This window comes from Bartonella vinsonii subsp. arupensis OK-94-513, from assembly GCF_000278235.1.
GTDB classification, from domain to species: Bacteria; Pseudomonadota; Alphaproteobacteria; order Rhizobiales; family Rhizobiaceae; genus Bartonella; species Bartonella arupensis.
The window spans coordinates 52386-68113 of sequence record NZ_JH725039.1 but is presented as its reverse complement, the minus strand read 5'-3'; the positions used below and the strand labels follow the sequence as shown (position 1 = coordinate 68113).

Annotated in this window: 7 protein-coding genes and 1 tRNA gene; 2 read left to right on the top strand and 6 right to left on the bottom strand. The window is 38.3% G+C overall.

Features of this window, described 5'->3' with window-relative positions; all coding sequences use genetic code 11:
• The coding region (locus ME1_RS07345; protein WP_004865005.1) for an autotransporter outer membrane beta-barrel domain-containing protein at positions 1-3018 on the bottom strand (3018 nt) is incomplete at its 3' end.
• Positions 3019-3757: 739 nt separating this feature from the next.
• Between ME1_RS07345 and ME1_RS07340 the strand changes: the two genes are divergently transcribed.
• The gene (locus ME1_RS07340; RefSeq protein ID WP_004865004.1) at positions 3758-4888 is read left to right on the top strand and encodes a metallophosphoesterase; all 1131 of its coding nucleotides are present in this window, start codon (positions 3758-3760) and stop codon (positions 4886-4888) included.
• Positions 4889-5444: 556 nt separating this feature from the next.
• Here ME1_RS07340 and ME1_RS07335 read toward each other — a convergent pair.
• The 5 genes from ME1_RS07335 to ME1_RS07315 form a co-directional block, all read right to left on the bottom strand.
• Positions 5445-5518, bottom strand: a tRNA-Gln gene (locus tag ME1_RS07335).
• A gap of 87 nt (positions 5519-5605) precedes the next feature.
• Positions 5606-6364, bottom strand: a complete 759-nt coding sequence (locus tag ME1_RS07330; protein ID WP_004865003.1) for an iron ABC transporter ATP-binding protein — start codon at positions 6362-6364, stop codon at positions 5606-5608.
• Positions 6361-7311: an iron chelate uptake ABC transporter family permease subunit gene (locus ME1_RS07325; RefSeq protein ID WP_004865002.1), complete on the bottom strand. Its 951-nt coding sequence runs from the start codon at positions 7309-7311 to the stop codon at positions 6361-6363. Before ME1_RS07325 ends, ME1_RS07330 begins: the two co-directional genes overlap by 4 nt.
• The gene (locus tag ME1_RS07320; RefSeq protein ID WP_004865001.1) at positions 7304-8260 is read right to left on the bottom strand and encodes an ABC transporter permease; all 957 of its coding nucleotides are present in this window, start codon (positions 8258-8260) and stop codon (positions 7304-7306) included. The genes ME1_RS07325 and ME1_RS07320 overlap by 8 nt, the downstream gene beginning before the upstream one ends.
• Positions 8261-8337: 77 nt before the next feature.
• Positions 8338-9288, bottom strand: a complete 951-nt coding sequence (locus tag ME1_RS07315; protein ID WP_004865000.1) for a siderophore ABC transporter substrate-binding protein — start codon at positions 9286-9288, stop codon at positions 8338-8340.
• A gap of 195 nt (positions 9289-9483) precedes the next feature.
• Here ME1_RS07315 and ME1_RS07310 point away from each other — a divergent pair, with 195 nt between their 5' ends.
• Positions 9484-15189: an autotransporter outer membrane beta-barrel domain-containing protein gene (locus tag ME1_RS07310; RefSeq protein ID WP_004864999.1), complete on the top strand. Its 5706-nt coding sequence runs from the start codon at positions 9484-9486 to the stop codon at positions 15187-15189.
• Positions 15190-15728 lie beyond the last annotated feature (539 nt).

Sequence of the window (15728 nt, the reverse complement as noted above, 5' to 3'; positions counted from 1 at the left end):
AGGATTGTTCATATCAACGGTGAAATTATTGACATCTGTAATGGTGTCAAACATCAAATGTTGATAGGCAAGCTGTGCTTGTGGCTCAAGTGTTAAGCCTTCCGTTCCAGTTGCAAATTCTTTGCCAACAGTGGTGGAAAGATTCAACATCTTGGCATTTTTCAATTTTGCCGTTTTGCCAATGATGGCATTGGTGATGTCGCCTTTGAGAATTCCATAAGATAACAGTGTATCAACATAGAAACCATTGTCATACTGAGAGCTGCCATAGGCTGTCAGCGACCATTTGTCCAATGTGTTCTTCCCTGCATCTTGCATATTTTTTGCAGTGAAAGACAGCTGTCCATAAGTTGCGACAAGACCAAAATGCGTTGTGGAGTTTTGTCCCTCAATTGCTGCCAATGTAACACCGGCTTCTAGGGCAGCATAGCGAAGATCAGCGCCATAACCATATTTGAGAGGACCTCTTTCAGAGGATAGGGTTCCTGTACTTCCGTAGGTGTAAAGGAAGAAACCGGTGTTTTTCTCTTCTTCTTTTCCCAAAACAGATGTTCTCATATTGGCTAACAGCGCGTTTTGTTTGGCCATATCGACCAATCCACTATAGAAGAGGGCATTTGGCATGACGATATAGCCTGCCGTTTGTGGTACAAGAGCATTTGCATTGGGACCAGAACCCGTTTCAAGAATTTCAGGTTGTAAACGGAAATCCCAGAAATCTTCGTTTTTTTCATCAAAGAGGTTTTGCGCGATATTGGCTTTTCCTTGGCTTGAGTCTGGACCATAGGCACGCAGCGTGTACATATCCGGTGAACCCTTTCTTGTGGTATAGCCATTGACGAGCTTGAAAGAGTCTTCTTGTGCTTTTCCAGAAACTTGGATAAGTGAAAGACCACGGACATTGGCAGCTACAGAGGTATTTGCTTTGTCATTGTTATCTTCTAGACGCCCTGTAACATAAACTGATGTTTTGCCTTCTACGTCACCATGGATGAGCAGCCTATCGGTTTTTTGGTCGGCGCTTGCTATGCCATCACTCCATTCAGTGTTGAAGTAAATCTTTGCTTCTCCTGTTGCATTGTAGACTGCTTTTGTGTCTGGTTTTCCCGATCCTATATGCAATGTGTGATAATGGTCTTCTGTTGGTCCATTAAAAATGATGGAGCTATTATCAAGATTAAGTGTAGAGATATCAGAACGAGATCTTTGGGCAATATCAAGCAGATTACCATCTTCATCTTTTTCTTTTGCACTGTTTTTTAATGTCCATATGGTGTTGTTTTTCAGATCAAAGTGGACATTTCTGTCTTTAGCAATTGTTGCTCTGCCCTCTAGAGTGGATTGATCTGCATTTAATGTGAAGGTGCCGTTGGAAGCGGCTTTAAAACCTACCTGTTCCCAAAACTCTTTGTTTTCCCAATAAATGCCGTTTCCTAATAAAACATCGGCATGGATTTGTGAATTTGTGAGATTGGCGGTACCGATTGATAAATCGGTATTCTTGTAAATATCGTTGTCCGCAAAGGCGCCAATGAGAATTCCTGCACCATTTTCAACGGAGAGGCTTGTATGAGTCAAATTAATCTCACTGCTTTGATGTTTTTGTGGATCATTGGGATCTGTGTAGAAGAGGGACATGATCTGCAAACCACCGATTTGTGCTGTTGCAGAAACATTCATGACATCAATATGTCCGCCGTTTTCTGTATAGAATGCAGCTTTTTTTCCAAATACTGTTCCGCCTATCATTGTGATTTGGGATTGTGGATCGCTTGCATCGAGACCACTACCATCAGATGCATTGATTTGAGCATTGTCTTTTAAGATAATGGTGCCACCACTCTCAGCAGATGCACCTGAGATTTTTACATTAAATATCCCTCCTAATACGTTTATTTGCGAATTAACAGCGGAAGCGCCTATATTTTCTTGAGTAATTTTTACATTTTTCAAAGTAAGGATGCTGTCATAAGAGGCTATTACTCCGAAAAGTTGTGGGTCATCATCTTTACCACTTGATATTGTTACATTTTCTAATATGTTTTCAGCGTTCTTACTGTTATAGAAAGAAGCGCCTGTTATAGAAGCTGTAATAGAACCTCCAGTCATCTTGATCGTGCCATTTGGTTGTGTAAAAAGACCCATTGAAACATCTTTAATCGTTGTATTATTTAACTCAATTATGCTTCCAGAGCCATCTGCCATTACGCCGGTTCCGACGCCATTTGTCGATGTTATAGTAACATTGGTGGCCTTAATATGCCCACCGTTGTCCGCAAATAATATTTCAGCCTCTCCGCTTACGGTTCCTCCTGTCATTATAATCTTGGAATCTTGGCTATTAGCACGGAGTCCATAACCACTGGATGATGTAATCTTAGCATTGTTGTCGATAGTAATTGTGCTACCATTCAAAGCATATATTCCCTCGGGTTCTCCATCAAAGGATCCTCCTGATATCGTTATTGTCGAGTGATCATCTGCTTTTAGAGCAGTGAAGGCATGCATGACAGTTACATCTTTTAAGGTGAGCGTGCTTTTCTTAGTAATTATTCCTGAGAGTATTTGCAGAGTATCTGTATCTGAATCCGATATCACTACATTTTCCAGTATGTTTTCTCTACTGTTCGTGTTATTAAAAGAAGCACCAACAGAGACAGCCGTAATGAAACCTCCAATCATTTTAATTGTAGCACCATCTTTGGCTTCAAGACCGAGGCTGATGTCAGTATCAGGGTCTTTATTAATTATACTATCCTGTAATTCAATCACACTGTTAGAGCTTTCTGCTGTTACAGCGTATACATCGTAAGGTGTAAAACGTGATTTTTTTATCGTTAAATGCTTCCCAATAATTTTCCCGCCGTCTTTTGCGTGAATCCTTTCATAGGTTTCGCCGGATACTTCTCGTTGTTTTCCCTCAGGAACTTCAAGGGTTTCAGCATATGCATTGAACTGGATGTTAAATAACATGATAACTGCTGTCGCCGTATACGACAGAAGGTATTTTTTATGCATCAGAATTCTCCTTATAAAAGCCCCCCATATTCATTTCCCCGCGAACTTTATAAGAAGAAGTGAAAATGGATAATTGTTATATGGATATTGATAATTACTTTTTATTTTGTTGTCAAAAATAAAAAGTAATTTATATTAAATTGTCATAAATATTATTTATATATAAATTATAACATATAAATAAAAGTATATTTTATGATATTTCAACTAAATTATAGTTTTATATAACTCTTATATTATAATTATACTTATAAAATTATAAATTAATACTTTATATAGAATGTTTTTACATATTGCATAAATTTTAAGAAATATTTCTCGATACTATTCTATTATTTTTTTATAAATTAATTTAAATAAGATTTTTATTAGGTGTATTTAATTTTGATATCCCAAAAAACGCTCTGATTAAACATATGGAACATACTTGTTTTTCTTAAACTTTTTCTCGTTAGAGCTATTTTATAGAATATCAACATCTGCTAGCTTTTTGATAAGGGTTGGATTTCTGATAAAAGTCATCTTGATCTCTTGGAAAGAGATATTTCTCCAGCTAAAAATCTCAACGAATAAATTACTTCAAGTGGAAAGTTTTTATTATCAAATCCGCCTTTGTATTGAAGGGGTATAGCTTTCATTATTTTGAATTTTTAACACATTCTTGACAAAAAAATCTAAAAAACTGTTTTGCAGAAACTTCAATACAGTAAAATACGTCGCGTTTTAGGGTAATGTGTTTATGCAATATAAAGTTGAATATGTAGCAATTACCATGATAGCTTTTGCTCTCTCTGGTTGTTTGAATTTTAGTGCTGAAAAAACAAAAGGAGATGAGAAGCTTCAGAGTGCATTAATGGATTGGTCCATAAAAGAAAAATCTCTTGCAAAAAATTATACCGCAATCATTATGGCTGATCCACAACCGTGGCGTTTGAACTCTGGTGATCCCAATGGAATATCGAATAGGGAGCCATGGTTAAAGATAAATGAGCAAGTTGCCAATGTCATAAAAGCACAGAAGGTTGCTTTTCATATTGTTAATGGTGATTTGACGGAATTTGGTCAAAAACAAAACTATGACGATTATAAAACTGTTTATAAAAATCTTGGGTCTCCTGTCTATGAAGGGCTAGGTAATCATGATTATGCTAATAATGTTGGCAAGTGTACAACTCCTGAAACATTCAATTTTTATAAAGATGCATGTGCTATAAGTGCTGTTTCAAGAATGGTATCAGAAATTAAAAAATACCGTAACCAATTCTCTTATTTCAGTGCAGATGTTACTGAAAGTTTGCTTCCTGTCTCGGGCGGAAATATTCACACAATCAAAGGGAGTTTAAGTTATTCTTGGGATTATGGAGATGTTCACTATGTGCAGCTTCACAATCATCCAAGTTATACGGTGCATCTGAAGGGACCATCTATAGAGGTGCAAATCAATAAGTCTTTGGATTGGCTAAAAAAAGATCTCGCTGCTGCTGATGCGAGAGGTAAAGTGACGATCATCAATTTTCATGATGCTCGTGCAGCTTCCATTGATGGCGAATCCTTTTTTATACAAAAAAAGAACGCTAAAGATTTGTCTGTTTTTAAGTCAATTATCACTTCTCATAATGTCAAAGCAATCTTCGTAGGACATACACATTATCAGTCTTATTGCCGCGCGAAAAATGATAAGGTCTTTGGAAATGTTCCTGTCTATACAGCTGGCGCGCTCTTTAATGGAGATTATTACCTTATAGATGTGAAGAGGCAGAACATTCATGTGAAAGCCTATAATGGAGAGATAGGAAAGCCCCTTTTAATTAAAGATCTCGGACTTATAGGAAAAGATACAGAGTTTTCCGCAAGTTGCAGCCAGTTATAATGAGATTTTTGATTTAAAACATAAGAAAAAAGTATGCTATATTACAAATTTGAAAGGTAAGGGGAGTGTCTCAATATTGCTCAGAACTGCAAAAAAAGCGGATGGTTTGTTGTTAAAAAGCTGCCATCCTTTTCTTTCTTCTCTTATGCTTAAATAGAGGTGCTATAATGCATCTGCGGTGGCTTTTTTCTTGATAGGGTGTCTAAGTGAAATTGTAGACTATGTGTTGAGAGTTTTTAACATTTTTCTTTTTCAATTGCGGGGGCGTTATCAAAAATCAGCAAATGGATTGAAAAAAGAGGGTGAGAATACGTGCTTCCTTATGCAATGAGGATGATGGGCTTAATTTTTGCAGATTAAAGGCGATTTTAGGTTAAAAAAGACAAAATAATACCCCTTGTGTATTGCAATATATAGATCATGAAAAAATGCGTCCTAAAATCGGATAAAAAGCTTCAAAAATTTAGGAATAATAAAATAAATTGGTACAAAATTTCGTGTCAAAATATATAAAATCTGACGACAAGCTACAATTGAATTTGGACTGTAGTAAATTTGGCTGGGGAACCTGGATTCGAACCAAGATTGACGGAGTCAGAGTCCGCTGTTCTACCATTAAACTATTCCCCAGAAGGTGAATGTCGTCATTCTTAGCAGATTTTAAAGTGTAGGCAAGCGCAAAAATAGGTTTTTATGATGATTGATAAGTGAGAGAAACTAGCGATAATAAAGGGCGATGGGTACATCATTAATTGTTTTAATCTGAATATCCACATCATAAATGTCTTGAAGAATTTCTGGCTGCATAATTTCTTTTGGTGTTCCACAATAAGCTGCTTTTCCATTTTTGAGTGCTACGATCATATCTGAATAAGATGATGCAAAATTGATATCATGCATAACAATAAGAATAGTTTTTTTGAGTTCATCGGCGGTGCGGCGTAATTGCTTCATCATGGCAACAGAATGTTTCATATCCAAATTGTTCAATGGTTCATCTAACAAAAGATAATCGGTATCTTGACAAATAACCATTGCAATAAAAGCTCGTTGGCGTTGTCCACCTGAAAGTTCATCCAAAAAACGGTTTTTGAGATCTTGTAAGCCGAGATATCTAAGTGCACTGTCAATAAATTGTTTATCTTGATTATTATACCAGCCCTTTGAATAAGGATAGCGCCCGAAACTTACTAAATCATACACGGTTAAACGAAGGGATAGAGGATTATCTTGACGCAGGATTGAAAGTTTTTGAGCTAAAACATCGTGTGACATTTTATCAATATCAAAGTCGTCAATATGAATTGACCCTTTCTGACGCGGTAAAAGACGCCTTATCAGCATCAAAAGAGTTGATTTTCCAGAACCATTGGGACCAATGAGAGAAATAATCCCCCCTTTGGGGAGATGAAGACATAAATCATCAAGAATCAATCTCGCTCCGTAAGTCTTGGAAAGATGATTGATTTCAATCATTTTAGTTTTCCCTTCATCAGTAATATTAAAAAGACAGTTCCACCACAAAATTCAATAATAAAACTCAAACGTCCTGCCATATGAAAAATTTGTTCTAAAATAAATTGTCCACCAACCAAACAAATGATAGCCAATAATATTGCAATTGGCATAACAACACTGTGTTTTGCTTGAGGAGAAAGTTCATAGGCAAGGTTGGCAACTAACAGTCCAAAAAAGGTGACGGGTCCTACTAATGTTGTAGAAATGGAGACGAGAATAGAAACAAATATAAGAATAGCTGTAGCGCTTTTGTGATAATTAACTCCAAGATTGAGTGCGTTGTCACGTCCCAGAGCAAGAATATCCAGTAGGTGACGTGAACGCCAGCCAATCAGACTTACAATGAAGACAATGATCGAGGCAAAGCTTATGAGTGATGTATTAAATTTATTAAAATTTGCAAACATGATGTCTGTTAAATTCATCATTTGATCTGGATTTAACTGCAATTGCATGAACATGCGTAGACTGAAAAAAAAGCCACCTAAAATAACACCAATCAAAAGGGTTAAATGAAGGCCTTTTAGACTGTCTGAAAAAAGCCAGCGAAAAAGGCTTATGGAAAAGAGAATGAGAATGAATGCTTCAAAAACAAGCTGTCCTTCTTCATTTAAAAACGGCAAAGAAAGAGAGCCTAAAAAATACATCGTAACAGTTTTGATTAAAATATAAAGCTGATCAAAACCCATAATAGAAGGCGTAAGAAGACGATTGTTAACGACTGTTTGAAATAAAACGGTGGAAACGGTAATTGCATAGGCAATAAGAAGAAGAGAGATGAGTTTTGTAAGACGAAATGACCACGTATAGATGTTGACATTCCATGTCATATAAAGACTGATTACGGTACACGCCATTACAATAAGCGTTGTTAGGATAAGTGTTGTTGCTTTCTTTTTATCCAAGACGCTTTCTCCAGCGTAAAAGCAGTATAATAAAAATAAAACTACCAATAATTCCCATCATGGTGCTGATAGGTATTTCAAGAGAAGGATGAATTATTCGTCCTAAAAGATCACAGATCAAGACCAATCCTGCTCCACTGATTGCCACCCAAGGAGCCGTATAGCGCATATTGTCACCCATGAAATTTGCAACAAGATTCGGAATAATCAGTCCAACAAAAGGAATTCGGCCAACTGTACAGACAACAACTGCGGTAATGGACGCAACAATAAAAAGACCAAAGAACATGACAGCACGATAATTCAGTCCAAGATTGTTGGTTAAATCTTCTCCCAAACCAGCTACTGTAAAGCGATCAGCAGTGAAATAAGCAAGGATGCAAAGAGGAAGAGAGAACCATAAAATTTCATATTTTCCCTCAAGAATCATCGCAAAACTGCCAAATAAATAAGCTTGAAGGGAGGGGAGAAGCATTTCATGATCAGCAATAGCGTTGGTTAAGGAACCAATCACATATCCCAGCATAATTCCTGTAAGTGGTACAATGAGGGCAGATTTTAGAGGAATTTGGCGCAATAAAAACATAAAAAGTAGTGTACCAGTCATAGCAAAAATTGTAGCGATAATCATTTTCCCAAGCACAGGGATATCCGGCAAGAAAATCATCACAAAAAGAATGCCAAGAGAAGCGGATTCAACAGTTCCAGCGGTCGATGGTTCAACAAAACGATTGCGTGCAAGCAACTGCATGATCATGCCTGAAAGAGCAAGTGCTGCGCCTACCAAAAGGACTGCAATTGTACGAGGAAGGCGGGTTTGCCAGAAAATAAGCCAAGCATGTGAATCGTTTGATAATAAATCAGAAGGCGTTACGTCTGAATAGCCAACAAAAATACTGAGGATAGACAGTGAGGCAAGGACTGTTATGGCTATCCAATAATTTTTCACGTTAAATCATTTTCCAACAAAAAAGCAAAGGCTTCTGATAGCCTTTGCTCTTAAATTTTATTTTTATGACAAGCAAGTTATTTTTGTGCTTCTTTGCCTTTTGTAAAGGCTTCATTGATTTGTTGAGCTGCTTCGTTTAGTCCTGTTAGACCGCCACTAGCACGATACCAGCTCCAAGAATCTAGATAAATAATTTGGTTTTGTTTTCCAGCTTTTGTACGCTGAACAAGTTCATTGTCGAGCAATTGTGCTGCAGATTGTCCTTCTCGTCCAATTGCTGCATCTCGATCAATAACCAGCAACCAATCAGGATTGGTTTCAAGGATAAATTCAGGAGAAATGAGTTGTCCATGTTTTTGCACAGTCAGTTTATCCGTTGCTGGGGCAATTCCAAATGAGGAATGAAAAATATCAAAACGTGACTTTGGGCCTAAGGCGCTGATTTTCCCACCAGAGGTCATAAGTATAAGCGCTGCACCTTTTCCTTGTGTGTTTTTGCGAACTTCTGCTAAAGCTTCATCGAGTTTGGCAATTTCTTTTTCTGCTTCCTTTTCTTTGCCAAAAATTTTTCCGAGGATAGACACATTCCGTTTAATATCCTCAAGAGAGTTTTCATTCCCTACTGTGAGGTCAATCGTTGGAGCGATTTTGGATAAATCTTTATATTTGGCTTGGGTCCGAGAGGAAATAACAATCAGATCGGGTTTAAGAGTAGCAATTTTTTCATAATCCGGTTCAAAGAGGGATCCAATTTTTTCATATTCTGTACCATCAAACTGCTGCAGATATACAGGTTTTTTTCCCTCAGGAACACCGGCAATCGCTTTGATTCCTAGATGATTCATATTATCAAGTGTTGCAAGATCAAATACAACAACCTTTTTAGGAGAGATGGGAATAGAGGTTGTGCCTGAAACATGATTGATGGTTATATTGGCATCGATACTCGTATTTGCCCATGAAAATGTTGTAAAGCTCATCACAACAATCAAGATGGCAACGGCCCATTTTAAATATTTGGTTATCATTATTTCATCCTTTTCTCAAAATTATAAAGAAATCATCCATTTTAAAAACGCAACTTAGGCATTTTTATGTACAAAACAACAAATTAATTTATTACATTATGTTGTAAAATAGATTGTCGTATGTTACAAATTGGATATTTATCTCTTTTCGCTGAATTCTAGTGCTTTTACAAACATATTTGGAAAGTTTAACATATGATTAATGTATTTAAAAATCGTACGCGTTTGTGCGCTGTAACAACAAGCGTTTTCTTCTTTTTACAAGGTGTAGATGCTTCTGCTGCATGGGGATGGTCTTGGTCCTTTCCAGTGCCCAGTTTCCTTGGAGGTGGATCTGATTCTGATAAAAAAGCAGAAGCGCCTAAAGCACAACAAGCAGAGCAGCCTCAAGGAGAAGGCCTGCCTAAGGTGGAGAAATTGGTGGCAGGTCCACCTGCACAAGAACCTCGTGCACAAGAATCTCAGGAAAGTGGTCCTGTGAAAGATAGTCCTGTGAAAGAACCTGCTCCCGTGTCGGCTGTTTTACGTCCTCCTGCTGAAAATTGTAATGAGGTTGAGGGGGCAACAACACGTGACCCTATTGTGTGTACTGATGGTGAGGCACACACATTTAAAGGTGGTAGCATTCAAATAAAAACGTTTGGCCAAAACGCTGTGTATGCAATGGGTAAAATTGAGATGAAGCCAGACTCGAGTCCTAGTGGAGCTCCGGGAGTAGGTCCAGATGGAAGCCATACTATTGGAGGTGTCTCGGTACCTGCAGGGGGGCTTCAGGTGGATGTTTCTCAGTTAGAACCTGTTAAAGTTAAAGAGACAAGTGTTACACTGGAACAGGTGACTATTACTGGTTTAGAACCTCCTTCTAATGGTGAAGGTATGAATCAAGGGAATGGGCAGCAGGATTCTGTTGATAATTCACAAGTCTTAGGTTTTGGAAGTGCTGTATTTTCGGCAGTGGATGCGTATGTTACTTTAAAAACAACAAGTATTGAGAAATTTATTGCTGGGCTTGAGGCCCAGGGTGGGGGTAAGATTGATATGCAAGGGGGGAGCATCAAAAAATCTTATATAGGTGCTACGGCTAGTGATGGATCATATATTTTTTTGGATAATGTAAGTATTAATGTAGAAAAGACTTCTGAACACATACCATTGAATGCAATCGGACTGCAAAGTTCTGACGATTCTAGCATATTTATGGAATCTGGATCAATTACCTTTCCAGAAAGTGGGATAGGGGTTTCCTCAGAATACGATGGATTTGTTGGATTAAAAGGTGTTAAATTTAATATTACAAAGAAAGAGAAGGTAGCTTCAGACCCAAAAAAACCAGCAACGGATCATGGTGAAGAAGGCGATAGTATTCTTTTTTACTTAAGTAAGGGTGTTGTTTCTTCTGATGGTACAACTTTTGATGGCTCCAATACTACTGTCATGTGGGTTCATGGGGGGCCTGATGTCGATCAAGGTCTCTATAATATCATTAATCCCCGTGAAGAGGCCTTTGGTGGAATTAGTGATAGCCTAGCTGAAATTGTTGATGGCATTTTTTCTGACGGAGGAGACGTAAAGATTAGTGCTAGTATTAAATCTTCAAAAATTAATGTAAGTGGGGCGGAATCATATGGACTATATTTTTCTAAGCAAGATGCAACCGGGGAAGAAACAGGAGATATTTCTGGTAGTCAAAATTTACTTGAATCAAGAAATCCAAATGATGAACGTGGAAAACATATGGTTCTTTTGACAGATAGTGCTCTTAGAGTTCCAGAGGGGGTGGCCATTTATGGTGATGGTTTGAGCAGTTATGTCATCTTGGGAAAGGATTCAACTCTTTCTGGTGATTTATTATTGGAGGCTAAGTCTGATTCTAATTTGTCGGTTTTTGTTCATGACTCTGTCATTTTCGGTGCTGCTCGCATTGATAAAGGTTCTCGTGCGGATCTTTCTCTGTCCAATTGGTCGGAATGGTATTTAACAAAGAGTAATAGAGGCAAAAATAAAAATCTGCAGTGTGTGGATTCATGTATTTCATCTATGAAACTTGAAAATAGTAATGTTAGATTTATTACTTCGTCTTCACAAAATGGGGAGCCTGCAACAGGAGACAGTAATAATAAGTTTCGAACTCTTCGTATCGGAGATGGAAAAGGCACGGTTTACAGTGCTCATGGGATTGCGAAGATTTACTTCAATGCCGATTTGAAACCACCTATCGCCGTGGGTGCTGCAAGCAGTGCAAATGTTACCCAAGTATCTGATAGACTTTTAATTCATGGTGATGTTTCTGGGGAAACTATGGTACATGTGGATTCTGTTTCAGTCCGCACAACACAAGGCCAAAGTGAATCTGACCAAGGTGAGAAGAAGAATACACCTTACAGTATTTCACTTATTCAGGTTTTTGGAAACGCAAAGAAGGATTCTTTTAAGCTGGAAAACGGTTATATTACAGTACATGGGTTGCCCTATAAGTACGTTCTTCGTGCTTATGGTCCAGGCATTCCTCCGCACATGCAGTACTTTGATAAGACCTTAGTTAAGGGAAGCACCGATGTTTGGGATTTTCGTCTAGAAAATCAATATGTTGTACCTCTTGTTGATGCGTACACTGTTCCTGCATATGAATATCCTGTTATTAAAAGCATTTTAACTATTTCTCCTGAGGATGACGGATTCGAAGGGACTGATGAGGTATCCGGAGGAACAGGGTCTTCTCAAGATGCAGGGTCTTCTCAAGATACAGGGTCTTCTCAAGATACAGGGTCTTCTCCAGAATTAGCTTCTTTACCTCTTACAACTCCTTCTCTTCCGTCTAGGGGGGATGCATCTACTTCACCTTCTTCACTTGCAAGATCTGATACGGGTGATGTTCCTATAGTGCCTGCTTCTTCGGTTATTGTATATCGAGTTGATTCACTTACAAACTCCGGATCAGTAGCGCCTAATACTTTATCTACTGCATCTAAGAAGCCTGCACCTATAATTTCATCTGTAGTTGTAACGCCTACTTCTGCTCAGCCTAAGGTGCCTTCTACTGGACCAGTTGGGCGTTCGGATAGTGTTGGTACTGAAAGTGTTTCTTCTCAGTGTAATGATACAGGGCAAAATGCTGTTGGGAAATCGCAAGGTGCTTATTCTTGCAGTGATGGCAGATCATATACAATGAGAAGTCTTACACTTAAGGCAAGTAATAAGGATCAGCATCCTATGCATGCAAAAAATCAGAATACAGTTATCAAACTAGAGGGTGCTACCATTAGTGGTGGGTATTCTTCGGATGATACAGATAATGTTGATTTTAATACATTAAAGCCTAAGAGTGCTGTGTTTGCGGAAGAAGGTGCGGAAATTGTTTTAGAAAAGAAATCAACAGTTAATTCTTCTCTGATTGGTCTTGAGGCGCAAAAAGGTGGAAAGGTCAAAATGGATGATGGGACGGTTGATGTTGGTTATGTGGGTGCTTTGGCGGGCTCTAGGTCTTCTGTTGAGTTAAATAATACGAAGATTAACGTGTCGGGAGATTTGGCTGTAGCTGCTCTGGCTAGTGATGCTGGTGAGATAACCATGAAGTCTGGGGCGATTACTCTAACAAGTGGGGTGGCAGTTAGGTCGGAATCGGGGGGACGTATTAAATTAGACAAGGTTGATATTACGGCAAGAAAAGAAAAGAATAAGCCGGATTCTGCAGAAAGGTTTGGGAGTGCAGCTTTTCTGGTGAATAATAATGGTTCCGTTGATTTTACGAATGGGAATGTTGTTACTAATGTTAATGCTTTGTGGGTTAGGAGAAGTGGTGATGTTGTTGAGACAGGTACTTCTAGGAGGAAAAGATCTTCTGATGTTCGTTCTTCTATGAATCGTGCTAATATTGAATTTTCTACTGTTACAGTGGAAGGTGATAAATCCTATGGTATATATTTTGATGGGGCAGAACGAGAAGGAGTAGATAAGCAAAATCGAAATAGAAGCTCAGAGGAAATTGTTTCAGCATTGCCAGCGAAGCGTTCTGAAGAAAAAAGTTCTGTCGAGAAAGTAAATATCGTTAAACGGAATGCTCTATCTTTACAGGGAAACACACCTATAGGTATAACGGGAGAGGTTTTATTGAAAAAAACTAATTTCGAAGTTCCAGACAGTGTAGCTGTGTATGGTAATCATTCTGGTGGTCGTGTTTTCTTAGAAAAACAAGCACTTCTTTCTGGTGACTTGCTGTTGAAAGCTGAGAATAATTCTAATATATTGATTTCGGTCGATGGCTCTATTATTGCGGGTGGTGCTCGCGTTGATAAAGGCTCTTATGCCAAATTAGATTTAACCAATGGATCAGAGTGGCATCTGAAAAGAAGTGCACAGAAAAGTTTAAGTGCTTCAGGTTCAGAGTGTATGGATTCATGTGTTTCTTCAGTAAGTCTTGTCAATAGCCACATAGAGTTTGCGTCTTTGGAATCTGAAGAATTAAAGTATCAGACACTGCGTATCGGAGATGGGAGAGGGACTGTTTACAAAGCGCAGGGCGATGTTTCAATCCGTCTTAATGCACGTTTAAACCCCAATGATCCTAGCGATAATCAAGTAACAGATAGGCTTGTAATTCGTGGTGATGTTGAGGGGAAAACGGTAATAGATGTGCAAGGCATTCCAGGCAATCTAGGAGAAGGGAAGGATACCCAGAGCGCTCACAGTGTTTCAATTGTTCAGGTTTATGGAAATGCAGCGAGAGATTCTTTCCGACTAAAGGGTAATTATGTTGCGCTGAGGAATTCACCTTACAAATATACACTTCGTTCTTATGGTCCAGAAGTGACATCAAAGCAGGAACATGTGCAGCAAAAATTTATTAAGGACGGTGGAGAATTTTGGAATTTCCGTTTAGAAAACCAATATGTTAAGTCTTCTCCTATGGTTGGACTTGTTCTCCCTGAGCAATTCGTAAGATCTGTTGTTCCACAAGTTCCGACTTATCTGCTCTTACCAAATAGTGTATTCCATGCTGGTTTGATGGACATCAACAATCAAAACAAGCAGTTTGACTTATTGCGTACGACTTTCAGTGGAAAGATAGAAGCTCGTGAAAACCCTGCTTTATATTTGCGTGGTTATGGTGGGAGCTACCGTTATGCTTCAGATCTGTCTGCGCTTGAATATGGTTATGGTGGTGAGCTTGATTATAATGGTGTAGAGGCTGGTGTTTTACTGCAAACAATTGAGAATGCTAACACTGCTATATCTTTTGGGGTTATGGGGACTTATGGAAAGCTTTCTCTACAACCTTTGGATGTTGAACAAAGCCAAAAGAGTACATTTGATAAATGGACTGCTACAGCATATGGAAGCATGCAGCATGATGCAGGGTTCTATGTGGATGGTCTTCTTTCCTATGGTGTATTCAAAGGTGATGTTGTCACCCTTGCACGTGGTAAGACAGCAACATTAAAAGCAAATCCTTTCAGTGTTTCTTTGACTGGTGGTAAAGCATTTGTAACGGGGTACGAGGGTTTTGTTGTTGATCCGCAAGTTCAGGTTGTTTACCAAAATTTCCACTTTGATAAGGCTTACGATATTGACAAGTTTGACATTGAGATGGGGAAACTTGATCAATGGGTAGCACGTGTTGGTGGACGGTTAACCAAAACGCTTAGTGCAAGTGATGAGGCGCGTGTTGTTGCCTTCTATGGTAAGCTTCACCTTTCTCATGGTTTTGGAGAAAAACAATCCGTGCACTTTAAAGATGCTTTCCAGTTAGGAGCTTTTGGTTCTTCCCTAGAAGCTGGGTTGGGCTTTAATGCCAAATTATCTCAAAAGTTTGCACTGCACGGTGATGTTGTCTATCAACATCAGCTCAATAAGGCTGGTTTTTCTGGAGCTAGTTTTTCCGGAGGAGTTCGCTATCAATTCTAAGATAAGGTACAATACGTACTTTTATAGGAAAGGCAGCACATTGTGCTGCCTTTTTTCTTTATAATAATCTGTCTTGCTTCATCAAAAAATCTTGTTCTTTTGATGTGAACTCAAGAAGTTATGTTTTTATTTTGTGTGTGAAAGCATCTCCTGATTGTATCATTTATGCTAAAATGAATTTCTGAAATTTTTTGGTAATAAAATACGCTATGGTTACAGGCTTTTAAGAAGCTTTTTAATGATGGGGGGCTCACAGTGTTCATGCACAATATCCTGCCTGATCTTATTTATCCGTTATAAAGCTTTATGCTTTCTCAATCTTGTTTTTACGTTTTTACGAATTTTGGCAATTCTTTTCATGTGCACCTTTTGTCAATTTTTAAAGTCCACAATGATAGGTAGTCAACCTCATTAATTGCACGCTATAGTTTTATTTTTCCTTTACACGAAATACAGAATGCATTATACACTCATAGATTGTGTTTAGAAATTATTCTCTTACAGGTAGTTTGTTGTGTTGTGCTTAGAGCTTCTGCCAC